Source organism: Gloeocapsa sp. PCC 7428 (genome assembly GCF_000317555.1).
Classification (GTDB): domain Bacteria; phylum Cyanobacteriota; class Cyanobacteriia; order Cyanobacteriales; family Chroococcidiopsidaceae; genus Chroogloeocystis.
In genome coordinates this window covers 5,025,360-5,050,041 of the sequence record NC_019745.1, presented here as the reverse complement: position 1 = coordinate 5,050,041, position 24,682 = coordinate 5,025,360, and the positions used below count along the sequence as shown (strand labels likewise).

27 protein-coding genes and 1 pseudogene are annotated in these 24,682 nt (G+C 43.1%); 9 read left to right on the top strand and 19 right to left on the bottom strand.

The features are described 5' to 3' along the window. Positions 1 to 76: 76 nt before the first annotated feature. Positions 77 to 2,545 (bottom strand): ATP-dependent Clp protease ATP-binding subunit, encoded by a 2,469-nt coding sequence (locus tag GLO7428_RS22250; RefSeq protein WP_015190842.1) that lies wholly within the window; start codon positions 2,543 to 2,545, stop codon positions 77 to 79. 479 nt (positions 2,546 to 3,024) lie between these two features. On the opposite strand from GLO7428_RS22250, the gene GLO7428_RS22245 reads away from it, so the two are divergent. The 3 genes and pseudogenes from GLO7428_RS22245 to GLO7428_RS22230 all read left to right on the top strand — a co-directional run bounded on the left by GLO7428_RS22245 (position 3,025) and on the right by GLO7428_RS22230 (position 5,185). Then, a complete protein-coding gene (locus GLO7428_RS22245) occupies positions 3,025 to 3,669 on the top strand; it encodes an ABC transporter ATP-binding protein (RefSeq protein ID WP_155823842.1) in 645 nt (214 codons plus the stop codon). 128 nt (positions 3,670 to 3,797) lie between these two features. Beyond that, positions 3,798 to 4,646, top strand: a pseudogene (locus tag GLO7428_RS22240) (ATP-binding protein); the annotation flags it as partial. 329 nt (positions 4,647 to 4,975) lie between these two features. Beyond that, positions 4,976 to 5,185 (top strand): hypothetical protein, encoded by a 210-nt coding sequence (locus GLO7428_RS22230; protein WP_015190839.1) that lies wholly within the window; start codon positions 4,976 to 4,978, stop codon positions 5,183 to 5,185. Between the two features lie 48 nt (positions 5,186 to 5,233). On the opposite strand, the gene GLO7428_RS22225 is transcribed toward GLO7428_RS22230, so the two are convergent. The 15 genes from GLO7428_RS22225 to GLO7428_RS22160 all read right to left on the bottom strand — a co-directional run bounded on the left by GLO7428_RS22225 (position 5,234) and on the right by GLO7428_RS22160 (position 17,165). Continuing rightward, entirely contained in the window at positions 5,234 to 6,205 is a 972-nt protein-coding gene (locus GLO7428_RS22225) for an NAD-dependent epimerase/dehydratase family protein (RefSeq protein WP_015190838.1), read from the bottom strand. After that, positions 6,202 to 7,317 carry a hypothetical protein gene (locus tag GLO7428_RS22220; RefSeq protein WP_015190837.1) on the bottom strand — a complete coding sequence of 372 codons (1,116 nt, stop codon included), beginning with the start codon at positions 7,315 to 7,317 and terminating at the stop codon, positions 6,202 to 6,204. Before GLO7428_RS22220 ends, GLO7428_RS22225 begins: the two co-directional genes overlap by 4 nt. Positions 7,318 to 7,387: 70 nt before the next feature. After that, positions 7,388 to 8,668, bottom strand: coding sequence for an aminotransferase class I/II-fold pyridoxal phosphate-dependent enzyme (locus GLO7428_RS22215; protein WP_015190836.1), 1,281 nt, complete (start codon positions 8,666 to 8,668; stop codon positions 7,388 to 7,390). 144 nt (positions 8,669 to 8,812) lie between these two features. Then, positions 8,813 to 9,922, bottom strand: coding sequence for an aromatic ring-hydroxylating dioxygenase subunit alpha (locus tag GLO7428_RS22210; protein WP_015190835.1), 1,110 nt, complete (start codon positions 9,920 to 9,922; stop codon positions 8,813 to 8,815). A 151-nt stretch (positions 9,923 to 10,073) separates the two neighbouring features. Further along, positions 10,074 to 10,319: a hypothetical protein gene (locus tag GLO7428_RS22205; RefSeq protein WP_015190834.1), complete on the bottom strand. Its 246-nt coding sequence runs from the start codon at positions 10,317 to 10,319 to the stop codon at positions 10,074 to 10,076. Beyond that, positions 10,307 to 10,609, bottom strand: a complete 303-nt coding sequence (locus tag GLO7428_RS22200; protein WP_015190833.1) for a hypothetical protein — start codon at positions 10,607 to 10,609, stop codon at positions 10,307 to 10,309. Before GLO7428_RS22200 ends, GLO7428_RS22205 begins: the two co-directional genes overlap by 13 nt. 328 nt (positions 10,610 to 10,937) lie before the next feature. Next, on the bottom strand, positions 10,938 to 11,336 hold the full coding sequence (locus tag GLO7428_RS22195; protein ID WP_196797414.1) for a type II toxin-antitoxin system VapC family toxin: 399 nt from the start codon (positions 11,334 to 11,336) through the stop codon (positions 10,938 to 10,940). Between the two features lies 1 nt (position 11,337). Beyond that, a complete protein-coding gene (locus GLO7428_RS22190; RefSeq protein ID WP_015190831.1) occupies positions 11,338 to 11,565 on the bottom strand; it encodes an antitoxin in 228 nt (75 codons plus the stop codon). A 308-nt stretch (positions 11,566 to 11,873) separates the two neighbouring features. Beyond that, positions 11,874 to 12,284: a hypothetical protein gene (locus GLO7428_RS22185; protein WP_015190830.1), complete on the bottom strand. Its 411-nt coding sequence runs from the start codon at positions 12,282 to 12,284 to the stop codon at positions 11,874 to 11,876. A 521-nt stretch (positions 12,285 to 12,805) separates the two neighbouring features. Continuing rightward, complete coding sequence (locus GLO7428_RS22180; protein WP_015190829.1) at positions 12,806 to 13,093, bottom strand: BrnA antitoxin family protein; 288 nt, start codon at positions 13,091 to 13,093, stop codon at positions 12,806 to 12,808. Then, a complete protein-coding gene (locus GLO7428_RS26975; RefSeq protein ID WP_015190828.1) occupies positions 13,056 to 13,331 on the bottom strand; it encodes a BrnT family toxin in 276 nt (91 codons plus the stop codon). The genes GLO7428_RS22180 and GLO7428_RS26975 overlap by 38 nt, the downstream gene beginning before the upstream one ends. A gap of 409 nt (positions 13,332 to 13,740) precedes the next feature. Further along, entirely contained in the window at positions 13,741 to 14,448 is a 708-nt protein-coding gene (locus GLO7428_RS22175; protein WP_015190827.1) for a Uma2 family endonuclease, read from the bottom strand. 79 nt (positions 14,449 to 14,527) lie between these two features. Continuing rightward, positions 14,528 to 15,409: an ABC transporter permease gene (locus tag GLO7428_RS22170; protein ID WP_196797413.1), complete on the bottom strand. Its 882-nt coding sequence runs from the start codon at positions 15,407 to 15,409 to the stop codon at positions 14,528 to 14,530. Continuing rightward, positions 15,346 to 16,164, bottom strand: a complete 819-nt coding sequence (locus GLO7428_RS22165; RefSeq protein WP_015190825.1) for an ABC transporter permease — start codon at positions 16,162 to 16,164, stop codon at positions 15,346 to 15,348. The genes GLO7428_RS22170 and GLO7428_RS22165 overlap by 64 nt, the downstream gene beginning before the upstream one ends. Next, a complete protein-coding gene (locus tag GLO7428_RS22160) occupies positions 16,161 to 17,165 on the bottom strand; it encodes an ATP-binding cassette domain-containing protein (RefSeq protein ID WP_015190824.1) in 1,005 nt (334 codons plus the stop codon). Before GLO7428_RS22160 ends, GLO7428_RS22165 begins: the two co-directional genes overlap by 4 nt. Positions 17,166 to 17,393: 228 nt before the next feature. Between GLO7428_RS22160 and GLO7428_RS22155 the strand changes: the two genes are divergently transcribed. The 5 genes from GLO7428_RS22155 (at position 17,394) to GLO7428_RS22135 (ending at position 21,159) form a co-directional block, all read left to right on the top strand. After that, entirely contained in the window at positions 17,394 to 18,269 is an 876-nt protein-coding gene (locus GLO7428_RS22155) for a hypothetical protein (RefSeq protein WP_041918724.1), read from the top strand. 92 nt (positions 18,270 to 18,361) lie between these two features. Beyond that, positions 18,362 to 18,895 carry a carboxypeptidase-like regulatory domain-containing protein gene (locus GLO7428_RS22150; RefSeq protein WP_015190821.1) on the top strand — a complete coding sequence of 178 codons (534 nt, stop codon included), beginning with the start codon at positions 18,362 to 18,364 and terminating at the stop codon, positions 18,893 to 18,895. Between the two features lie 109 nt (positions 18,896 to 19,004). Then, positions 19,005 to 19,658, top strand: coding sequence for a cobalt transporter CbiM (gene cbiM / locus GLO7428_RS22145; RefSeq protein ID WP_231295519.1), 654 nt, complete (start codon positions 19,005 to 19,007; stop codon positions 19,656 to 19,658). Further along, entirely contained in the window at positions 19,655 to 20,422 is a 768-nt protein-coding gene (cbiQ, locus tag GLO7428_RS22140; RefSeq protein ID WP_015190819.1) for a cobalt ECF transporter T component CbiQ, read from the top strand. The genes cbiM and cbiQ overlap by 4 nt, the downstream gene beginning before the upstream one ends. Further along, complete coding sequence (locus tag GLO7428_RS22135) at positions 20,419 to 21,159, top strand: energy-coupling factor ABC transporter ATP-binding protein (protein WP_015190818.1); 741 nt, start codon at positions 20,419 to 20,421, stop codon at positions 21,157 to 21,159. Before cbiQ ends, GLO7428_RS22135 begins: the two co-directional genes overlap by 4 nt. 19 nt (positions 21,160 to 21,178) lie before the next feature. Here GLO7428_RS22135 and GLO7428_RS28650 read toward each other — a convergent pair whose 3' ends face one another. Further along, the gene (locus GLO7428_RS28650) at positions 21,179 to 21,352 is read right to left on the bottom strand and encodes a hypothetical protein (RefSeq protein ID WP_015190817.1); all 174 of its coding nucleotides are present in this window, start codon (positions 21,350 to 21,352) and stop codon (positions 21,179 to 21,181) included. A 57-nt stretch (positions 21,353 to 21,409) separates the two neighbouring features. After that, a complete protein-coding gene (locus GLO7428_RS28645; protein WP_015190816.1) occupies positions 21,410 to 21,571 on the bottom strand; it encodes a hypothetical protein in 162 nt (53 codons plus the stop codon). A gap of 238 nt (positions 21,572 to 21,809) precedes the next feature. On the opposite strand from GLO7428_RS28645, the gene GLO7428_RS22130 reads away from it, so the two are divergent. Beyond that, positions 21,810 to 22,973, top strand: a complete 1,164-nt coding sequence (locus tag GLO7428_RS22130) for an MFS transporter (RefSeq protein WP_041919454.1) — start codon at positions 21,810 to 21,812, stop codon at positions 22,971 to 22,973. A 9-nt stretch (positions 22,974 to 22,982) separates the two neighbouring features. Here the strand turns inward: GLO7428_RS22130 and GLO7428_RS22125 are convergent, their stop codons facing one another. After that, a complete protein-coding gene (locus GLO7428_RS22125; RefSeq protein WP_015190814.1) occupies positions 22,983 to 24,665 on the bottom strand; it encodes a GH3 auxin-responsive promoter family protein in 1,683 nt (560 codons plus the stop codon). Between the last annotated feature and the right edge of the window lie 17 nt (positions 24,666 to 24,682).

Genomic DNA, 24,682 nt, shown 5'->3' with positions numbered 1-24,682 from the left:
GTTATTGAGATGGAGATTGCTATATAAAAAATCCCCCAGTGTTCACGCTGGGGGTTTGAGAAACTATGCTAGGTGATTAGCTGACGGAAGATAGTAACAACTCTTTGTTTGCTACTTTTTCTACCTTGACTTCGCCGCGATCGTCAATGTCAACGATCGCTGTGTCTCCAACTTTGATTGAACCTGCTAACATTGCTTCAGCTAGGCTGTCTTCAAGTAGTCGCATGATGGCGCGACGTAATGGTCTTGCACCGTAGCTGGGGTTGTAGCCTTCTTGGACTACGCGATCTTTGAACTTAGCGGTCACTTCAAGCTCGATTCCTTGTTCTACTAAGCGTGTGGAAACTTCGCGTAACAGAATATCGGCGATTTGTGTGACTTCTGCTTTGCTCAACTGACGGAAGACAATGATATCGTCTACGCGGTTGAGGAACTCAGGGCGGAAGTGTTGCTTGAGGTCTTCATTCACTAGATTGCGAATGTGATTGTAGCTAGACTCACTTTGACTATCAGCAATCTCGAAACCTATACCACCACCACCTTTTTCGATGACTCGCGAGCCGATGTTGGAAGTCATGATCAGTAGTGTATTCTTGAAGTCTACTGTGCGACCTTTGGCATCCGTCAAGCGACCGTCATCCATGATTTGCAACATCATGTTGAAGACATCAGGGTGTGCTTTTTCGATTTCGTCGAATAGCACTACAGTGTAAGGTCTGCGACGCACTGCTTCGGTGAGTTGTCCGCCTTCGTCGTAACCAACGTATCCTGGAGGTGAACCAATTAGCTTGGAAACTGTGTGGCGCTCCATGAATTCGGACATATCGAGGCGAATCATCGCTTCTTCTGAACCGAAGAAATATGAAGCAAGCGCTTTGGTTAATTCGGTTTTACCAACTCCGGTAGGACCTGAGAAGATAAAGCTAGCAATCGGGCGATCGGGACTCTTTAAGCCGACTCGCGCGCGGCGAATTGCTCGCGAAACTGCGGTGACAGCTTCTTGTTGACCGATAATCCGCTGATGTAGGGTGTCTTCTAAGTGCAACAGCAATTCTGATTCGGTTTCGGTCAGCTTATTAACGGGTACGCCAGTCCACGAAGCAACGATTTGCGCGATGTCTTCTTCATCGACAACAGGAGTGTTGACATCCTTGTTTTGATTTTCAGCAATCGCCTTGATTTGGGCTTCGAGTTCTAACTCGCGATCGCGCAGCTGTCCTGCTTTATCGAAGTCTTGTGCTCTAACGGCGGCTTCTTTAGCGCGCGATACTTGGACTAATTCGCGCTTGACTTCACTGGTCACGGATGCTTGCGAGTTTCTCAAACGAACGCGCGAACCTGCTTCGTCAATCAAGTCGATGGCTTTGTCGGGTAAGAAGCGATCGCTAATGTAACGATCTGATAGCTTCGCAGCAGCTTCGAGTGCGACATCAGTAATTTTGACGCGGTGATGTTGTTCGTAAGTAGCGCGTAAACCGTGCAGAATCTCAATCGTTTCATCTACCGAAGGTTCGCCAACCATAATTGGCTGGAAACGACGCTCGAGTGCTGCATCGCGTTCGATGTGCTTGCGGTATTCATCGAGTGTTGTAGCACCGAGACACTGCAATTCACCACGGGCTAAGGCTGGCTTGAGGATGTTCGCTGCATCCATACCACCTTCAACACCACCAGTACCGATCAAAGTGTGAATTTCGTCAATCACTAAGATGATGTTACCCGCAGCGCGAATTTCCTCCATGATTGCTTTGATGCGTTCTTCAAAGTCACCTCTAAAGCGTGTACCCGCAATCAGTAAGCCCATGTCTAGGCTGACGACTTGGCGATCTTCCAGGATGTCAGGAACGTTTTGATTAACAATTCGTTGTGCCAGTCCTTCGGCGATCGCGGTTTTACCAACACCAGGTTCGCCGATTAACACGGGGTTATTCTTCGTCCGCCGTCCGAGAATTTGGATTGCGCGTTCGATTTCTTTCTCGCGCCCCACAACAGGGTCAAGCTTACCTTCGGCGGCGAGCTTTGTTAAATTGGTGCTAAATTCATCTAAAGTCGCTGTTTTACTTGCAGTGCGACCACTACGGCGGTCGGTATTACCCACAGACACCGCTGCTACTTCTCCGTGCTTTTTAATGACTGCGGTGCGAATTTGTTCGGGGTGAATACCTAAATTACTCAGCACTTTCGCTGCTACGCCGTCGCCTTCGCGAAGTAATCCTAAGAGAATGTGTTCTGTATCAATGTAGTTGTTTCCGAGTTGCCGAGCTTCAGCTAGAGCTTGCTCAAAAACACGCTTAACTTTGGGAGTGAAAGGAAGTTCAGCGGGGACGAATCGATTTCCCCTACCGATAATTTTTTCTACTTCTGTGCGTGCATCTTGGAGGGATACTCCTAGCTCGGTCAGCACTTTTGCTGCTACTCCCGTACCTTCTCCAATCAAGCCTAAAAGAATCTGCTCGGTTCCTACCAAGTTGTGTCCCAGGCGACGTGTCTCTTCCTGGGATAGCATGATGACCTTGATGGCTTTATCTGTAAAGTATTCAAACATCGTGGTTTCCTTTACCGAGCTTGTTTAGTAGGGCTATCTGCCCTTACATAAACTTTCATATAGTTATGTTTAATGTAACTTTATGCAAACAACTCCCACAGTGGGAACAGCCGTAATTGTGAAGGAGTGTTACCCACATATCTTTGACGTGAACGTTAGTGTTGGGATGGGTGAGGAGTGAGAGGTGAGTTATTAATCCTATGTTGGTTACTATTACCAGTTACCTATTACCAAGCTATACGCCCAATCCTTGCCTCAGTCTTACCGAGATTTGTTCCTCTGAGTAGAATCTTTTTCGTAGCGAGCAGCGTCTAATACTATTAAGATCCTTAAAACTGAATAAATTGAAGTAACTTAGTACTGAATAATTCTCAAAGTAGTCTATTGTGTCTATAATAAGCCGTACCCTGGTTGATCCCAAATCGATAAAACTAACTAACCAACGGAAAACAAAAGCGATCTTGACAAAAGGTGTAGAGATGGCTTTCCGGTCAGGACGAGAATGCTTTCAGGTTTTAAAAGGAATTGACTTAGACGTTTCTCCTGGCGATATTCAACTATTGATGGGACCATCGGGATCAGGAAAGACGACTTTGCTGTCGATTTTGGCAGGCTTGCTGACACCAACGGCGGGTAGCGTTTATTTACTCGGCGAAGAGATTACAAAAATGTCTCGCGAGAAGTTAGCACGCTTTCGCTTAGAGAATATAGGGTTTATTTTTCAAGGATTCAACTTGTTTCCAGCACTGACAGCAGCAGAGAATGTCGAATTAGTGCTGAACATTAAAGGGATTAAAGGACGACTAGCACGAAATCAGGCGAAATATCTACTCGAACAGGTAGGCTTAGCTAGTCATACGAATTATAAACCAGGGGACTTATCCGGCGGGCAAAAACAACGAGTAGCGATCGCCCGTGCATTAGCAGGTAATCCGCAACTAATTATGGCAGACGAACCTACAGCCGCTTTAGACTCGCGTAGCGGACACAATGTCATCGAGTTACTGCGGGTATTAGCCAAAGAAGAAGGCTGTACGGTACTCATGGTAACTCACGACCCGCGTATTATTGATGTCGCCGATCGCGTTGCTTACATGGAAGATGGAATTTTACGGCAAGAGTAAATGTAAAGTAGCGATCGTAGGAAGTATGACGCAGAGCATCAAGAAAAGTCGGTCAAGTATAGCTCGTTACTTAAAAGGATATTGTGGTTAGTCTAGAGAATCTACTAAGTTAAACAGAGTCTGAAAGTCTTGACTTCAAACGTCAGTTTCATGAGAATAAGGTTGAACTACTCCACGATATTATTTGTCTAGCAAATGCGTATATAGAAGCTGACAGATATTTAGTTTTTGGCGTTGCGGATGATAAAAATGTTTTAGGTGTACAAGCGGATTGCAATCGTAAGAAGAATGCCGATATCCAAGACCTTCTTCGCCAGAGTAATTGCAATCGCATTCCTACAGTTATGCTTCAAACTGTTGAGTATCGTCCCAGTATTGAAGTGGATATTCTAACTATCAGAAATAGACCCGATAAACCTTTCTTCCTCGTGAAAGATAAGTCTTTTCAAGGAAAAACAATACGTGCAGGAGTTATTTATACACGTCTAGGTGATACAAATATTCCCCTCCAAGAGTCAGCACCTGAAGCACAAATTGAATTGATGTGGCGTGAACGCTTCGGATTAGGTTTACCGCCTTTAGAGAGAATGAAGCTACTATTAGATGATTTTGAAGGTTGGGTTAGTGTTAACGAGGATGCCCAACTTTATCATCAGCAATTTCCAGAGTTTACAGTACGTCAAGGGAAGCTGATTAATGAGAATTTCCGCGAATCGTGGTCAGAGCGGTTTCCTGATATTAGTGCTCATAGTTTTGAAGTTGAACTTAGATATTTTGAGACAATTATTCATAAAGAAACATTTGTAACGTGTGATGGTGGTAGGTATCAAATTCCTTTACCTAACAGTGATATTGCAGAATCAGAAAGAAAATTTTATATTCAAAAAAAATCCTTCGCATATAATATTGCAAAAATTTATGGGCAATATTATCCTGTAGAAGATGCTCTACAAAGGGCAGGCATAGAGCTACGATAGGCTGTCTTCGTCGTACAGTTTTAGTAACGTTTGCTTGATATTTTCACAATCCATCATTAAGTGATTTTGGAAAAGAATAAGATAAAACGCACTAGATGCGTATAAACTGTAACTCATAATGGGTTATATTTAATATGCTTCGGGGAGTGCAAGTTGCCGACAAGAAAACAGTCAGACACAGCAATATTTCTTTGTCAGTTGCTTTCTAATCTGTACCAGCCAATTCAAATTTTTCGTTACGATCAGAAATTGAAGACAGTTTATATCCAGGCTGGAGAAGATAATATTGCACTCATAATTGATGAAGATGGAGGTTGGGAGTTTGTTTTATGACACCAAATTTGTCTCTAATGACCAATACTGAGCTAAAGCAGTATCTATCTCAGCATCGAAACGATCAAGAAGCTTTTCGTGCAGCTTTAGAAGTTTTGATGAGTCGTCGTAACCCTACTAATCGTCAACCATACCCTTTTGATCTAGCAAACCCTGAAAGTGAAGTCGAAGCGCTCTTGAAAGAGAAATTACATCAAGATAAGTAGCAACTGGTTAAATAAATTCACGGTTTGGCGACTACTTGCATCCACTTGTTACTGTGTTTTCTGAAGCACTTTAGCAATTTCTGATAGTGTTGATTCAACCGAACGCGGTTTCCAGCCTAACTTTTGACGTGCTTTTGTCGCATCAACACGCACGCAGCGATCGTAAATATAGTGAACGCGTTCGCGACTTAAAGGTGGTTGCCATTGTAATAAACGTCCGATAGGATCGAGAAGATTTCCAGCTAGCTTAACAACAGATTTTGGTGCTTCCACAGGGATAGGAATTCCTGTTTGTTGACTTAGCAATTCAAACATTTCTCGTGTCGAAAGTTCCCCCGCAGAAATAATGTAGTGTTCTCCTGGAGGGCTTTTCTCAGCGGCTAGCAGCATTGCATCAACCAAGTCATCGACATGAACAATTCCGGTAATGCGATCGCCTCCCGCCCATAACTTTAAGCGCCCTTTGAGAAATTGCTGCAATACAGAACCAAAATGCGGATCGTCTGCACCAAAGATTCCTGATGGTAAAACGCTCACAACTGGAAGACCTTGAGACGCAAATTCATCGACAATTTGTTGGGCTTGATATTTTGTGCGATCGTAAGCTGAGGAAAAATCAGTTTGTCGGCGTTGAAATGTTTCATCAACAACTTCGCCTTTGGTATCGCCAAAAATACCAATCGTGCTGCAATATATAATCTTCAACACCCCTGATGCTTGGGCAACTTCCATCACCGCGCGAGTTCCCTCGACATTGACGCGCTGCATTTTGTCTGCATCGACTAACCCCAGTTCAACATACGCGGCGGTATGAAATACGGTATCAACACCTTGCATTGCCGTTTGCAAAGCATCGCGATCTGTGATATCGCCGTAGACAAGTTGCAACTGAGAATTGGCAAGACGTGATAAGTTACTTGACTTGCGTACCAAACCAACAACTTGCGCGCCGCGCCGTTCTAAAGCTTGAACTAAGTGGGAGCCAGTAAAGCCGTTAGCTCCCGTGACAAGTGCCTTCATAGGGCTTTTTCGTAAATACGATACGTTTTATATATTTTGCCGCCAGCAGCTTCGATGAGTTTACGCGAAGGATAATTATCCTCGTACACCCACGATAATTCCGCACGTTTGTATGGCTTACCTTTTTGAATTCCGCCTTGCATTCCCAGATAAATTAAAGCCAAGGGCACCATTTTCAAGCGATACTCTGGTAGCGAGCAAATTGTAATCACTCGTCCTTGATCGATTTGACGACGATACCACAAAAACTTGAGAATTCCTAACCAGTTTAATTTACCGTTGACGTGCTTGAGGGGAATATTGTAATCGGGTAAACCCATGAAAAAGCCGATCATTTCGCCGTTGTATTCGGCAATAGGGAACACATCAGGGTCTACAATGCTTTGTAATTCTTTCGCTTCTTCGAGAAATTCAGCTTCACTGCGGGGTGTGGAACTCCAGCTATGCGCAAACGCACGATTGAAAAGGTGATAAATGGCGATCGCATCTTTTTCAAAACCTTCGCCTTTAGTTCTAATCGGACGAAAGTTGACACCCGATTTACAAGCTATGCGATGCGCTTTCTCAAACTCTTTGGGTAAAGGTTTATCTAAAGGAAAATCATACGCATAAGCATCTTTTGCTTTTTGCCATCCATCACGTTCAATAAACTCTGGATAGTACGGCGGATTATATGGCATCATCACGAGTGGTGGCGAGTCAAATCCATCGACTAAAAAGAAACAACGGTTATGCGTCGATAGGTCGATGGGACCTCGAATACGAGTCATACCTTGTACGCGTAGCCACTCACTTGCTGATGTTAGTAATGCTTGCGCAACATCAAAATCGGGAACGCATTCAAAATAGCCAAATAACCCGATATTTTCACCTTCACGCTCGATCAACCGTTGATTGACTGCGGCGACAATTCTACCCAAAGGCTGAGGGTTATCTACGTCTTGCGACAGGGCAACGAACTGTTGCAGCTTTCCATACTGAGAAAAAGGATAGTCAGAAGTAAATTCTTTGGCGATGCTGCTGCGAATCGGTGGTATCCAGTGAGGATTGTCAGCATAAATTTTTGCTGGTAGATTCAGAAATAACTCATGCTCTTTCGGAGTTGTTACCACTCGAACCTGGAAATTTATTGATTGTGTAAGCACTTTAATTCACCAAGCAATTTAGCTAATAGCCAATAAGTTAGGCGCTGAGTGTTGGTTTATAAAATAAATCTCTGGTGGCTACCATACCCGTAACTAAGCGATCCATCTCTTCACGCGAATGTAAAGCGTTTACAGTGATGCGCAAGCGCGGTTTGGCGATAAACCAGATTGGAGATACCCACAGCCCATAGTTATGCATCAATTGCCGCGCAAAGATTTTCGGATTGACATCCGTTGGTAGAATAACAGGAATAACGTTTGTTTCACCAATTGCGACAAAATCGTGTTCTGCAAGCTGCGATCGCAAATAACGGGTATTTTCTTGTAGTTTCTGTACTAATTCAGGACGTTGACGCACTTGGCGAATACTTTCTAACGCCGCCGCTGCAAGTGGTGGTGACAGTGAAATTGTCCCGATTGACGTTGGCGAGACATTTAATAAAGGTTTTAACTCAGCAACGTGCGTGCTAATTGCGGCACCAGCTGACGCAGCAAACTTTGAAAACGTCGTCATAATCAGCGGTACTACACCGCGTTCGATCGCCTGCGCAGGTAAAATACCAAAATGCTCGTAAATCCCGCGTCCTGTCACCCCTAATGCGCCGCTAGCATGGGCTTCATCCATTAATAGCACACTGCCTTCGTAGTGGTGTAACACGTTGAGCATATCGGGAAGTGGGGCGATGTCGCCATCCATCGAGAATACGGCATCGGAAACGACTAAAATGCGATCGCCAGGTCGAGCATAGCGCTGCAACTTCCGCCGCAAGTCTTCGACATCACAATGACGATAAGCTTTAACACGCACTTGCGGGCTGTGACTGAATACTTTCCCTGAACGTGTTCCCGCATTAACAACCGCCGACACAATACAGCCATGATTCAGCACATCAGTAAGAATTAGTGTCTCGCGGGTGTTTTGAAAACCTGGTACGGGAATTGCAAGATGACAAAATGCATCCATCATTGCTTGCATCGCCATCCACGCATTCAGAAATAGTTGTGTATGCGGTAGATGCTTGAACGCAGATATTTCGTCTTCTAGCTGTTGGTGTAATGTAATCCGCCCGCTTAAAACGGATGTGGAACTATTTGATGTGCCATATTGGAGGATTGCATCAATCGCCGCTTGTTTTACTGCTTCGCATTGTACGAGTCCCAAAACATCGTTGGTGCAGAAGGTAAGAACTGTTCTTTTCTCACCTGTGTCTGCGTCAGAAATCTCGACGAGATTACCTTGCTTGCGATGACAAACGTACTCATCGGGATCAAGTCCGCTTTCGTACCACCGTTGAACGTATTCTTTAATAACTTGCACGAATCTACTCCCCTCACCTTTATCCCAGATAGCTTATCCTGTTTGAGTTAAGAAAATATTGCCTTTGGTTAGGTAGTTAACGCTATCCAGATTTAAAAAACCGTAGCATAGGACAAATAGTAATAGTATTTATGAATAAATTATTTAAGACGCACTCGTAGAATTGGTAATTGATTCTCGCTCCTGATATTTTAAGGACGGTTGTATAGATTTTTGCATAAATTGTTCATATTGCCGGACAATTAATCGTTGAATAGCAATAATCGCTGGATTAATTTCTACATATCTGCGTTGACGATTTGCGAGATAGTTCTGCTGTTCGCTTTCAATCATCTCGATGTCTTGCGCTAGAAACTTAGACAAAACAAAGCGCTGAAGTAGTGGTATGAGTATGGGTTTGAGCGGTTGTAGTACCCATTGTGGTAGGCGGACTTTAAAAAAGAATAAAGCAAACGAACGACTTTCGTTTGGTTCTATGGGTAAGCGCATCAAGTATAAAGAGGAAACGCCTTGTAGTGAGGTGGCATAGTGTGGGTAGCGATACTCTACGGTAATTGGCAATGTGGTGACAGTATCGGCGCGATCGCTCAACCCCAGAAACTTCGCCATGTGACCTTTGTAGGAAACATTGTACTCGGCGCGAACGGAATTTTCGGTTTCTTTGAGGCTGAGTAAAACGGGATCGAACCAGCCTTGTAATCCTTGATGCAGAAATCCATGAAACACATCCATCGTGTTTTCGTTGCAGATCGAAAAATGTGCCTGAAAATGAGCAGAAATGGGCACGACTAACCACTCAGTTTCAAAAAACTCTGGAATATGGGGTAATTGACAAGTTGCAGCGAGGTGTGGTTCCCCAGGAAAAATCCAGATCAGATTATATTTTTCTTGAATAGGATAACTGCGAACGGATGCACGCGGTAGCTTTTGTTTTTCGGGTAGGTATGGAATTTTTACACAACTGCCTTCGCTATCAAATTCCCAACCATGGTAAGCGCAAGCCAGATTACAGCCGTGGACTTTACCTTTGTGTAATGCAACGCCTTTATGCGGACAAAAATCTTCGAGTGCATGAAGTTGACCGTTGATATCGCGGTAAACTGCGATCGCCTGCTGCCAGATAACGACAGGTATAATGTCCCCAGGCTTGAGTTGATTTGCCCAACTTACCGCATACCAGTGATTCGGATTAATCCCTACCTCACGGACAGCATTTTGCACAGTGTGGCTTGTGAGTGTTGTCGCCAGTTCCATAGACGAGTGCTGTTGGCTTTATATGTGACAATATTTAGCCTCTCGCCGAGTGAAAGTCAATCAATTTTGGATTATTTACAACATTGCTGGAAAAACGATTCAACTCTATGATCTTGCTCCATAACTGAATATTTGCTGCCAACAGATCATCTTAAGGTTGAAAGCTTGCTGGTTGCATCGAACTTATTTTCCCTAGCTCAACACTTACAGCATCAAAGCGATCGTCTCCAGGACGGTAAGATAAAACTTCCAAACCAATTGGCTCACCACTTACCGCATCCTTAATTAAAATGACACCATCTCCAAGTTCAGTCCCGATTTGATTTTTTCGCGGAACTTGCCAAAACACGCTTAATAGTTCCGTTTCTGGTTCGTAAAACACCTTTATTTGAGCCATACAGTTTCTCCTTCCTTAATCGCATCAGTTTGATAAGCTGTAATCAAGAATCCATCTCCATTTAAACGCTGCGCAACCGCAACGACCCAACGTTCTTCTCGCCGTGCCCGATAAAATAATAATACTTCTGCATCTCGGCTACTGCGTCGAACTTCGTCTGGTGCAGCCAAGGCTAATTCAATTAGCTTCTCTAAATCCTCAATATCAGGATGTTTGACGATCAACCGTTGCCAATACTCTTCGGATGTTCTAACTGTAAATCCCAGAGGCGTAGAAATTTCAAACTTCATCGAATCCTATAAATGCTGAGTTAATCGCAGATCTTAGTGCAGCAGCACTAGTAATCCCCAATAACAATCATTCAAAAACCTACCAGCGATACGGTATCAAATGATTCGAGTTGATTTCTATCTCACGGACAGCATTTTGCACAGTGTGGCTTGTGAGTGTTGTCGCCAGTTCCATAGACGAGTGCTGTTGGCTTTGTATGTGACAATATTTAGCCTCTCGCCGCGTGAAAGTTAATCAATTTTGGTTCATTTACAGCATTGCAGGAAAAATGACGAAGTGCGATCGCATGACTCATTGTTGATAATGAGCGATTACCTTAGCTACAATTTATTCCGCCCAATTTTCTATAGATAGGTTAGAAATACGTGAAAACTCGCGTACATTATTACTTACAAGAGTAACTCCAAGACTTAAGGCATGGGCAGCAATCAGCATATCCATTGAGCCAATGACAAGCCCCCTACTTTCCAAGTCATTTCTAATCGAGCCATAAACGGTTGCAGCAGCGTGATCGAACTCAACAATTTCTAGAGGTATTAAAAATTGCATTAAGGCACTACGGTTTTTCTCTTGCTGTTGGCTCTTGCAAACTCCATATTCTAATTCGGCGACAGTGATGGAAGAAATGCTGATATCTGACAAAGCAAGGGATCGAAATCGCGCCAGTACCTTAGGCGGTTTTTGCTTAATCAGATAGATACAAATGTTGGTATCAAGCAATAGCAATCTACAAAGCCTCTCGCACATCGAGGGAGGGCTGTTCTCTAGTAGTCATGAAATCTTCAGAGAATTGCTCTAAGCTTTCAAACAAAGATTGCCAAGGATTATCTTTAGCGATGAGAACGATCGCATTACCAACTTTCTTAATGTAAACCTCAGTGCCAGTTATTTGAAATTCTTCAGGTAATATGACAATTTGATGAGTACCATCGGTGCTAATTTTGGCTGTATTCATAGCAGAGTTCCTTTAATGATGTCGCAGGAATAACTTGAACCGCCTTAGTTTCAGGCTAGACAGAAATGGTGCATTACCTTATACCCTAATCTTGAAGTAACTAGGTAATAAATTTTAGAAAGAACAGCTACAGGTAGCACTAACACATCATTTGTACTTTGAGCAACACTCAATATACGCTGGGGGAGTGCGATTGCTCTGGTCAATCAAGGCAATCAAACACTGTTCCCACAAACAATCAAGCTAGCTAGCGGAACTCTATTAAGGTTGTCAGAAGTAATCGAAAGTACCTAGAAGTATATTGATGATTATCGAAGTATGACAAACTGACTAGCCAGAAACGCAGAACCGCCAAACAGTACCACCATAAAAGTTACCTTGAGCAATGCAAGTGAAGTTCTGAGCGGGCTATTCTTGAAATTTGTGGCTTCCTCTTTATACAATGCAAAAAAATCTTTTCTCCATTTATTCAAAAGCCACATATAATAAATATTTAAAATAATAAGATAACAAAGTATTCCCAGGAGAAGAACTAATGAAGATATAGTTCTATTTTCATAAATGACTTGCTTCAAGGCAATTGGTACCAACTCTACAGGCTCAATTATTTTATGCCAAGCCCATGAAACAAAAGGTGTATAGAAACCAACGAATATTGCTCGATTCACTATTGCAGTAAGTCGTTCATGGTTTTCACTACTATTGGATAACTGAGTCATTAAAGTAATAATAAATTATAGGTTTTGAAAATGTGATTTTATCAACGTACAGTTAAATAGTTCATACTGTTGTATTTTTATATTGACAACTATTATAAGAAGATTTGATTTAAAAAGATACATATATGCAAAACTTATAAATATTTATTATCAGTTCTCTCAAAGATAAAGTTCTCGCAATTATTAGGCGTACATCAACTTTTGATAAAGTTACTTATAAGATTCCCCAGTTTACAACTAATACTCACCATTGACTAGCTGATAAACCTTAAAAGGCTGATGCGAGTCTCTGCGCCAATAATTCTGGGTTGTAAATTATGTAATACAATACTCCTAATTCGGCATAAATTTCAGCTATGGTGTTATATTCGGCTCCAAAAGTCCAAGAGATAATTTCTAAAACAACCTTGGAACGTCGTTTTCTTCCCAGGTAACGTAATCAGCAGAAGCCCCTCGGCAGTCGGCGTGCATTGTGGGGTTGTTATGCTGCTGCAATCCTCATTTACAAATGCAATGCAACATCAATCTGACAGTTGTTGATGTGCCTCCATATATGCTCGTAGTAATTGATTAATCTGTGTTTGATATCCCCGCCCTTGAGACTTAAACCACTCCAATACATCGCTATCAATGCGAAGCGTAACTTGAGCTTTGGCTTTTGTAGCAGGTAAACCCCGCCGCACTACAGCCTTAGCAAACATTTCCGGCGTAATCTCTGGACAATCTGATAAGTCAATATCTTCATCGCTCATTGCGTCCAATCGTTGCCAATCAGTTTGAGAGTTGCTCGAAGTAGGTTCGTTGTTCATATTTCGTTGCTTTTCTTGCAGAGATAATACGGGTGCAATCCTCAAGTTCGGTATGGACAATGGCAATCACTCGCCCTTGCAACAAACCGAATGTGACAAAACGTTGTTCTCCATAGCTGTAACGATCGTCCTCAACTGTTACAATATTGCTCTCAAATACAGATGGGACATCGATAAAATCTATTCCGTGCTTACGAAGATTGGCAAGACGTTTTGCTTCATCCCATTCATATTCCATAACCGAACGGCATCGGTAATAATTAATTGTAGTTACAAATTGTCGTTACAGCCACTCGGCACTGATCGCTTAATAGGAGATGAATCTCTATAACCTTTATTTATTAACAATTTGAGCCAATTTACTCTAAAATTATGAAAATGTTCATCTAGTCATGCTTTCAGCTATCCATCTCCTGATCGCGGTAGCTTTAACCTAATCTAAACATTTACAGATAGTCTGAATTTTTCCGTATAATCACCATTCGTGAAAAGATTATATAGACTTTTTCTGTAACTTCTTGGTGTTGTACAAAACTATTCCGTATAACATTCTGACTAAAAGTTTTAAGTTGTAGTTTGAAGTGCGATCGCTTTTGCATTAATTATTTTCTAGTTTCCTGAATACTTACGAAAATAATCGAAATTATCTAATCAATACTTTCTCCCAATTCGCGTAATCTTGCAGCTAAACGTTCAGCCCGTTGCCTTTGTTGCTCAGCCCGTTGACGTTCTGCGGTTGCTATTTCTTCAGGAGTTTGGTAGCGTGTACCTTGCACGTTGTACCAATATAAAATCTCGCGTTGCACATTACCGGATACATATTGTCCACGCCCAATACCCAAACCAATTTCTGGCATCCAAAATGGCTCCTCAATTTGTAACTGATACTCGCCGTTAACTAACTGATAAACCTCAAAAGGTTGATGTGAGTCTCTGCGCCAATACTCTGGGTTGTAAATTATGTAATACAATACTCCCAACTTGGCATAAATTTCAGCCTTGGTGTCGTATTCGCCTCCTGGAGTCCACGAGACAATTTCTAAAACAAGCTTGGGGACAACATCATTTTCTTCCCAGGTAACGTAACTTTTGCGCGACTTCCCTTGCTTGCGTCTTTCTACACCTAAACTTAAAAAGCCATCGGGGACAACTGGGATGCGGACGTTGGCTCCAGTAGTATGGTAAATTCCCATATCAACACCAAAAAACCAATCGTTGCGGTTTTTCCAGATGCTTTCTAGTAAGAACAATAAAAAATTTGGGATAAAGTTTTGATCTTCGTTATCCACCGGAGTATCGTCAGAACAAGGTAGTTCATCGCTCGTGGGTAGTTGGCGCAGTTCGTAAGGTACCATTGAGACGCTCCCAGCAAGATATATCGATGTAAGTCTATTTTAGAAGTGAGGGAGTAGTGGTTAGTGGTTAGTTGTAATTTCACGCGCTGCGGCGTTGATAGGCACGGATTGCTAAGGTGCTAAATACTACTGTAATTGCAACACTCCATAGCAAAGTTTCAAGGACAAAACCTATTGCAGATCCACCTGTTGCTAAGCCTCGTAGCGCTTGTGCAGCAACAGAGACGGGGTTAATAGCTACAAAACCTTGTAACCATTCAGGAAAGCCTTCTAGTGGTACTAAACCAATGCTGAGAAAGGTGAGTGGTAGTAACCACGATGTCATAGAAACTTGCACCGATTCAGCAGCTTTGGCTTTAACGGCGAAAAAGACTGCAATCCAAGAAAAGGCTGATGCAAAAATGACTGGTAAGAATAAAAATGTGAGGATCGAAACGATACCAGTTTGAAAGCGAAACCCAATGAAGTAGCCGACGAATGTAATAATAATGACTTGTGCTAGTAAGCGCCCTGCACCGCCTAAAATTCTACCAGCAAGTAATGCAAAACGGGCGATCGGTAAAGTTCGCAGGCGTGTATCCATGCCACTATCAAGATCGTTGTATAGCGCTACGCCAATACTTGCGGTACTAAATAGTAATCCTTGAACAATGCTTAAGGGGACGAGAAACTGGGCATAATCAGCATAACTTCCTTGCGGGATGACAACTCTAGCGAAGCTGGCGGTAAAAATCAGCATCAAAAATACTGGAAAACCTGTTGCACCAATAATGACTGCGGGGTTTCTGATATCGAGTAGCAGATTGCGTTGCGCGATCAGGGCAATATCGTTGAAGGTACGAGTTATTCCACCCTCGCGGCGCTTTGCGACTAATTGAGATGCAGTAGGAAGTGTTGTCATGATCGTTGGTAAAGTCGAACTGCGATGAAACCAAAAGCGACGAGTAGCCCAATTAGCCATACGAGTGACCACAATAAGGGAACTAATAATTCAGTACCATTAACTAACGCGCGGAGTGCAGCCGCTGTGTAGCTTACAGGTTGTGCTTGGACGAATGGTTGCAACCAGTGAGGGAAATTTTCAGCGGGACTAAATCCTGTACTTAGTAATAGTAAGGGCGCGTAGGGAACAATTAGTAGCGAGTTCACTACGTCAGGTTGGCGTAAAAGTAAAGCTAAAGTTGCATAACCGGCGACAGTTGTTGTGGTGAAGAGTAACGTTAGCGCAAGATAGCCGACAACGGCGATCAAACTCGTGTGAAAGCGGAACCCATATAAATGCGCAAAAGTCAATAAAATAATTGTAGCGGCGATCGCCCGCACCAAATATGCCAAAATCAGCCCACCCAGTACCGCCGCCCGTGAAATAGGCATCGCCCGACAACGTTGCAGCATTCCTGTTTTGATATCTTTAGCCAAAGTCACCGCTGAACTCATTGCGGTAAAAAACATCGCTTGCAGCGTGATGATCGGCACAAGGTACTGAACGTAATCAATTCCCTGAAAGCTCATCAAGCGTTCAAAGGCTAGCAAAAAGCCGCTGAAAAATAAAATCGGAAACAGGATCACCGATACAATCACCGCTGGAGTGCGACTGAGACGAATCAAGTTCCGCCAAGCAATTAGTAAACTATCAGAAATCGCGCGGTTTATTCCTGACTCGTGTCGCAGTTTCACCAATGCTTGTGCTTTGGAGTGTAAATCAGCACTATTCACAATGCTTCATCTCCTGTAGCATGACCTGTTAAGGCAAAAAAGACATCATCTAAACTCGGACGACGTAGGGAAATATCTGCTAAAACAATACCTGTGGCGCTGACTCGCTGTACGACTTCCGATAAGGTTGCAACTCCATTTGGTGCAGGAAGCGTTAATGTTGAGCCTCTACCTTGAAGATCGCCAAGATCTGCGAGTAATTGTCGCACTTGCCGTTCGTCTTTAGGATCGGCTAACTCTAACTCGCAAAACGTTCCACCGACTCGGTTTTTGAGGTCGTCAGAAGTTCCTTCAGCAATAACTGTACCTCGGTCAATCACAACAATGCGATCGGCTAACTCGTCAGCTTCTTCTAAATACTGCGTTGTTAATAAAATTGTGATCCCACTTGCTTGCAAAGCGCGTACCATTTCCCACAACTGACGACGACTGCGGGGATCGAGTCCGGTTGTTGGTTCATCGAGAAATAACACTAACGGTTCAGCGACAATACTCGCGGCGAGATCGAGTCTTCTACGCATTCCACCAGAGAATTCTTTAACGCGCCGATGACTCGCCTCGATTAAATCAAATTGTTCTAAAAGTTCGGTGGCGCGGCGCGTTGCTTGCCTTGCCGACAATCGTAGCAGCCTGCCAAAGAGAATTAAGTTTTCCCGCGCGGTGAGTTCTTCATCAACAGCCGCAAATTGTCCTGTTACCCCAATCAAGGCGCGAACCGCCGCAGGTTGCTTGACGACATCATAACCTGCGATCGCACAAAAACCAGCATCAGGTTTGAGTAACGTCGTTAAACAGTTGATTGTCGTTGTTTTACCCGCACCATTTGGACCTAGCACCCCTAGCACAGAACCAGCAGGAACGGCTAAATCAATTCCACGCAGCGCTACCATGTTGCCAAAGCGCTTTTTGAGCCCCTCGGCTTGTACCATTATGTCTGTCATCAGTTGGTAAGTCAGTGAAAATAAACGTAACTTCAAGCTTGGTAACTGGTAACTGGTCATTGGTCATTGATAGCAATTAGCCGTTAGTGGTTAACGTCTGTGTAGCTAATGCGCCAAGTGCTAAAAGCTTTCCCATTACTCATTAACTATTACCCATTACCTAACGTAAAAACACAATCGCTAAATCATGCTTCACTGTTGATGCCCCTAGAGGGCATTGCAAATCTTTTGGAAAACTTATGTGATGAATGATTGAGAGTCAAATTGTGTCAAGTTTATCAAAAAGTAATGAGGATACAACTGTTGAGTTTAGCAGGGCTAATAGTTTTAGCCCCAGGGATAATAATTGGTTGCGCTGCGGAGCAAACTCCAGGTGAACCGCAAGCGCAAGTGCAGTCACCAACGCAGTCGCCATCACCACAGCAACCAACAGGGACGCTCCAAGTTCGCGCTAATGGTGAAGAAAGAGCTAGAGAAGGCTTGGTTAGTAAAGACGGCTGGAAAATAACTTTTGATAATGTGTACGCTACCATAGCAAACGTTACTGCATATCAAAGTCAACCGCCATTTAATCCAGAACAAGGAGGAGAAATTCAAGCTCAAGAGAAAGTTGTCGTCCTTGACCAAGCGACAACTGTAGATTTGGCGCAACCTGGTGATGGTCAAGATTCAGTTTTAGTCGCCGAAGCATCGAATGTACCTACTGGTCAATATAATGCGCTTTCCTGGCAAATGATTCCAGCGACCGAAGGTCCCGCGCAAGGTCAAACTATAGTGATGAGTGGTACAGCCGAAAAAGCAGGGCAAACGGTTAACTTTGTCCTAAATATTGACAGAGAATTTGAATACGTTTGTGGAGAGTATGTAGGTGACGCACGTAAAGGAATCGTCCAAGCGGGCGGAAATGCTGATTTAGAAGCAACTTTTCACTTAGACCACTTATTTGGGGATGGTGAAGCTAGTCCCGACGATTCTATAAATCAAGGTGCATTGGGTTTTGACCCTATAGCTGCTTTGGCGCAAAATGGTAACGTGCAAGTCAATATGGCGCAGTTACAGTCACAAGCTCCACAAGTTTATCAGCAACTTCAAGAAATTTTGCCATCGCTTGGACACGTTGGCGAAGGTCATTGTCGAGAAGCTAAAACGCAGACTACCGGCTAACGTCTATTAGGGAGAGTGTTTTCTCCCTCGTTACTGATTCGTAAAAGAACCACCATTCGCAACTATTGATATAAGTTCGATAAATCTAAATTATGAATTTTAAGTGGAAAATAATTATCCCTTTTGCTTTTCTTTCTGTTTTTGGCTCATCAGCTAGTGCGATCGCACACGGTGTGCGAATGCAAGCACGAGAAACGCAAGCAATTGAGGTCAATGCAGAATATGACACGGGCGAACCAATGGCACAAGCCCAAGTGACCGTTTATGCGCCTAACGACCCTGCGACTCCTTGGTTAGAAGGTACAACCGACAAAAATGGAAACTTCATATTTACACCAGACTCCTCGCAGCCTGGCAATTGGTCAGTCCAAGTACGCCAAGCAGGTCATGGCAGTATTGTCAATATTCCTGTAGAAGGTAATCAAGCGTCAGCTGAAGGAAACGGTACAGCACCAGCAGCGAATACTCCGCGTGTCGCAAGTAGTGAATCGGCTAACTTTACTCCCTTGCAACTCATCTTAATGGGAGCCGCTGGCGTCTGGGGATTCATTGGTACAGCATTATTCTTTATGCGCGGTAATAAAAGCAATTCTGAACTGCGACGTTCGGAGTCACAGAATGGGTAAGAGGTCATGGGTAATGGGTAATTGTTGATCAAGACTCTCTCCACTTAGCCAGTTAACAGTTACCAATGACCAGTCACTAGTACCGATTACCACTTTTAAGTTACATTTATTGTCTCCTCAATCTATGCACATTCCTGACGGTATCCTTCCCGCTGCGATTATTGTTGCAGGCTACGCAACGACTGGCGGGGTAACATGGTACTCACTGCGTCAAATTAAACGCGATCGCAACCCACAAGAAAATATTCCGAAAGCATCGTTACTCACAGCAGCGTTTTTTGTTGCTTCTTGGATTCATATTCCCGTACCGCCAGTAAGCGTTCATTTGATCTTGAATGGGCTGTTGGGGACTATTTTGGGATACTATGCTTTTCCGGCAATTCTTATTGGCTTATTTTTTCAAGCGGTAATGTTTCAGCATGGAGGGTTATCAACGCTGGGAGTGAATGCCAGTATGTTTGGTATTCCCGCAATTTTGGCTTACCACTTGTTTCAGCTACGTTACAAAATTGGCAAGAATAACCGCGTGTGGACAGGGATATTTGCGTTTCTCGCTGGCGCGGGTGGGTTAGGACTTTCAGTCGTGTTATTTTTCTTTTTGATAATTACGAGTATTCCGGCAAATATTGATGCTGCGGTGGAACGCAATGTGATTTATGGACTCGTACTTGCACATATCCCATTAATGCTGATTGAAGGCGCGTTTACCGCAGCTGTCGCTTTGTTTCTGATGCGCGTTAAGCCGGAACTGTTGGAACAATGACACGCGGATTAGACACTTATGCTTATCTAAAGTCCCCGATTCATCGTTGGGAACCGCGATGCAAACTTGTCGCGCTTTTAACTTTGATCTTTGCTTTTGCTTTTGTACAGCAGTTAATTTTGTTACCAGCAATGGTAATAGTGACGTTGATTTATTACGGTGTCTCGCGTCTCCCAGTCGCTTTTTTGCTGAAGCGGTTGCGTTATCCTGGTTTTTTTTTGGCGGCGATCGCGATTCTCTTACCCTTCAGTGTTGGTGACACAGTAATTTGGCAAGCAAGTTTCTTAGCGCTGCGACAAGAAGGATTACTAGCGCTAACATTGGTTATTACTAGATTTTTGTGTATTTTGACCGTTGGTTTGATTTTGTTCGGTACTGCACCATTTCTAACGAGTATTAAAGCGATGCGATCGCTTGGTTTACCCCCAGTTTTAGCTGATATGACACTGCTGTCGTACCGCTATATTGAACAATTTGGAGAAGATTTAAGAAGAATGCAAACAGCAATGCGGTTACGCGGGTTTCGAGTTAACAACTTAAGTCGGCGTAACTTAATAGTTTTGGCATCGCTCATTGGTAGCTTATTAGTGCGGAGTTACGATCAGTCACAACAAGTTTATCAAGCAATGATTTTACGCGGGTATGGTTGCATTCCTCCACGCCGTCAACGCTTTAAAACTCATGCTAGCGATCTTATTGCCTTGATTGTGACTTGTTTTATTGCATTTGGGTTTGTTGTTGCAGAGATCGTCTTGGCATCATGAAGCAGCAAGTACCCGTTCAAGAGGCGATCGCAATTCAAAATCTCTCTTTCTCGTATCAAAACCGACTGAATGTCTTACAAAATCTCAATTTAACCATCCGCGCTGGTGAAAGAGTCGGTTTAATTGGCGCGAATGGTTCAGGTAAAACGACACTATTTTTGCTAACGTGTGGTGTCTTGAAGCCTACCGCTGGAAAAATACTACTTTTTGATAAACCAGTCGCGGCGGGAGAGTTTCGTCCTGAAATTGGTTTAGTTTTTCAAAATCCCAACGACCAGTTATTTTTGCCCTCAGTGCGGGACGATATTGCGTTTGGTCCTGAAAATATGGGATTATCTGCAACCGAGGTAGAAGAACGTATCCAAGAAGCTGTATCACTGACTGGCGTGCAAAGTTTAATTGAACGAGTTCCGCATCATCTCTCCGGCGGTGAGAAGTGTATGGTTGCAATTGCTGGAGTTTTAGCGATGCGTCCGCAACTTATTTTGTATGATGAGCCTTCGGCTAATTTAGATATGCGTTCTCGTCGGCGGTTGATTCAGTTCCTTCAGCGATCGCCGCAGACGATCGCGATCTCTTCCCACGACTTGGAACTGATTTTAGAAGTCTGCGATCGCGTACTTCTTCTCGGTGAAGGTCAAATTATTGCTGATGGCAATCCTCGTGACGTTATGGGCGATCAGCAGTTGATGGAAGCACACGGTTTAGAAAAGCCTTTTTCGCTGACGACTCGCTAGCAGATACGCTAATGAATCCTTATAGACAAATATAGCGGTTTCCTACACGGATGAACTGTTCAGTTGTCCAAACGTCATCTTCGGCTTTTGCGCGGTTGGTGCTAACTGGTACAACGTACCCCCAGCTTTGGCTAAGGTTGATTAACCGTTCGGTTGTCCAGCCTTGGTTATTATTTACCTTGTTGCGTCTCATGTTGATTTTCTCCTTTTGGTGTTACTTAACTAATAGATTTCTTGATGAGCTTGCATGCTACAAATAAATGTGTTTGTTGCCTACGCGGATGAACTGTTCAGTTGTCCACGCATCACGATCTGCTTTGGCTCGATTGGCGTCACTGGGAAAAACGTATGCCCAGCTTTGGCTCAAGTTGATTAATTGTTCGATTGTCCAGCCTTTGTTGGAATTTTTCATATCAGTTTTCTCCATTAGTGTTACTTTATGTTTCTAATATAGAAAACCGTTACATAAGATACAAAAACTAATCTGCATATTTGTTATGAGCAGCTTCGATAGATGGCGCTGAGTCGATGAAAGTGCTTCTTGATTTGCGAACATCTTGTCAAGGCTGTTGACCATTAACAACCTAAGCGTGAAATTTCACAACTGGCATAAACTCACTATAGTTGCTAAAGATGCTGAAATTGAATTAATGTTACGTGACCTAAAACTTTTATTACTACTGCTTGCTGGTTCGTTGACAACAATGACAGGCGGAATTGTCGCACCCATTTTGCCAGAAATGATCCAGCAGCTGCACTTTGACCCTGGTATTGCAGCGCACCTAGTCAGCATTCATTGCTTAACAATCGCACTATCTAGCCCGTTGCTGGGGATTTTGGCAGACAAAGTTGGTTCATTGTGGGTGTTAGTGCCTTCACTATTGCTATACGCATTCTTTGGTACAGTAGGCGCAGTCATACAAAGTATCTTACCGTTATTAGTGAGTCGAGCTTTACTCGGTGTTGCAAGTGGAGGAATTGCCGCCGCTAGTCTTGGTTTGCTTGGTAATATGTACGAAGGTCAACAGCGATCGCAGGCGCTAGCTTACGCAACAAGTACCTTAACAATTACTGGAATTCTGTTTCCGCTACTTGGAGGCTGGCTAGGTAATATTAACTGGCGCTTGACTTTTGGGCTATACAGTCTCGGAATTCCCTTAGCAGTCGTTGCCGTTGTCATGTTACGCCAACAGACGCAACCAACGAAAGTCAATCAAATAGCTAGCAACAAACTTGGTCACATTTTAGGCGATCGCCGCGTTGTCGGGTTACTGATGACTCTCGGTGGGGCATCAATTGTGATGTATACTGTTGTGATCTACGCACCACTTTACTTTAGAGCAACTATCAATGCTGGTGCAGCGCTTAACGGTATTATTCTGGCAACACGAGCTATTGGAGCCGCAATTGTATCTGCATTTGTCGCTAAACGCTTGGTACAATCTTTAGGTACAGCACAGGCTAGCGCCGTAGGTTTTGCACTCATGGCTGTCACCTTAGCTACGCTGCCGCTACTCGACCAACTCTTCTTGATTTTATTCATGGCGGGACTATTTGGGGCAGGATTTGGAATTGTCCTACCTAGTCTTTATAGTGCCTTAGCAGATATCGCACCTGCAAACCTGCGTTCGAGTATCTTAGCATTAGGCGCAGGTGCCGGATTTTTAGGACAATTTTGTTCGCCTATTCTGCTGAGTCCTGTGTTGAACCGCAGTGGATTACCATCTGTATTTTACACTGCTGCAAGTTTATCCGCCGCGATCGCAATTTCGCTGATTTTATTTGGTAGCGATCGCCGAATCACCACAAACTGATTGTTACTACTAGACATCTTCTGGTAGTCTAAATTCTTGTTCTATGGTGAGTCCCGAAAGAAAATTGCGGTCTTCGCTAATATGAGGAAATTTTAATTGCGAATCGGGAATTCCTTTTTGTAATTGACGCTGACGAATTATCGCGAAACTTCCAGGTGCTAAAATACGCAATCGCGGTGGTGGTACTTGATCTCGACGTTTCGCACCATAGTAGACATTAATTTCTTTCAGTTTTTGGTCAAATCCGGCTAAAAATGTTTGCGGGTTACTCAGCGGGCGATCGCCGATTAGTTCAATATTGACTAAATAATGCGCCGGAAAATCATTATCTGTTAAAGTAATGCAAAAATCCTCTAAGGCTAAACCAAACTCTTGTTGTAAAGCTTGCATAACGTGCGTTGCGTGAGACTCGGTTGTTTTCTCGGTAGTAGAAGATAGTAGACCTCCACGACGATACCGAAAGGTAATTAAAGGAGTTTTATTGTAAAAACCGACAACTTCTATAACGTCGCCATTATCATAACGGTATAAACCACTATAGTTTGTCATGAGTATGCGGTAAAGTTGACCTACTTTGACTTCTGTAGCTAGCAAAGTTTTAGGATGTGCTTCTTCCCACTGGTCTTGAGGGATAAATTCAAAAAAGCCACTTTCAATCGCCAAAATACTTCCATCTGTATTGAGGTCAGAATAAATACTAAATGTCCCTTCAGCTGAAGCATAAACTGCACCAAATATTGGAGTATCCTCTAAGTAATCAGGAAACCTATGAAAATAAAAATTAGATGTTCCTCCACGTGCGGTTGCAATAAAAGATAAGTTAGACCAAGCAAGTTTTGGTGTGAGTTTACCATTATTTCTCAATATAGATTTAAGTTGAGCCGCACGGCTTGGGACAGCAAAAAATTGCTTTTCTAAAGTCTTACGTATTTCGGGTTCTAAGTTTAACCAACTAGCAATTTGCCCAAACTCGAGATCGTGAATTAAATCCTTAGCATAGCGTTCTAAATACTGGCAAGTACGTAGAATAAGCATAGGAAAGTTAGCAATCATGCCTCGCATCGATTCATCTCTTAATGCAAACAGCAAACAGAGGTAATGTCGGCTAACGCTATCAGAAACTTCAAGCAGTGTATATGGATGGGCGAATAGCTGTTGATACAGTATTTTATTCATCCGTATTACTCCTGTACCTCCAGGACCATATGCAATTCCACTTGCAGTCTGCCCAGTAATCTTTGCTGTATTAGTCACTAATAATTTGCCAAAATTCAAATTGCGCGATCGCAGCGCCGTATCGAGAAAACCAATACTTGTGAAATTAGCTCGTCTTAATGTACTTTGAAAGTATTGCGTGACAGGAATTAATTTCTGCTTTCCAGTCGAACCACTCGTCGTATTAAAATATACGACAGGATCGGGTGTCAAAATATTTTTTTCACCTTGTGCCATGCGCTGGATATAAGGTTCATAGCTGCTATATTCCCAAATCGGAATTCGTTGTTGAAACTGCTCGATAGTAGTAATGTCATTTAATGAATACTCTTTTCCTAACTCTGTATTTTTATGAAAATCTAAAAGATTAATTAAGAATTGTTCCTGCAAACTTAAAGCGTTATGAGTTTTTTTGACAAAAATATTCTTCCGCTGTTGAGTAGCATACAGTAAGACTTTTTGAACAAAACTTGACATATTCTGGCACACTTGAA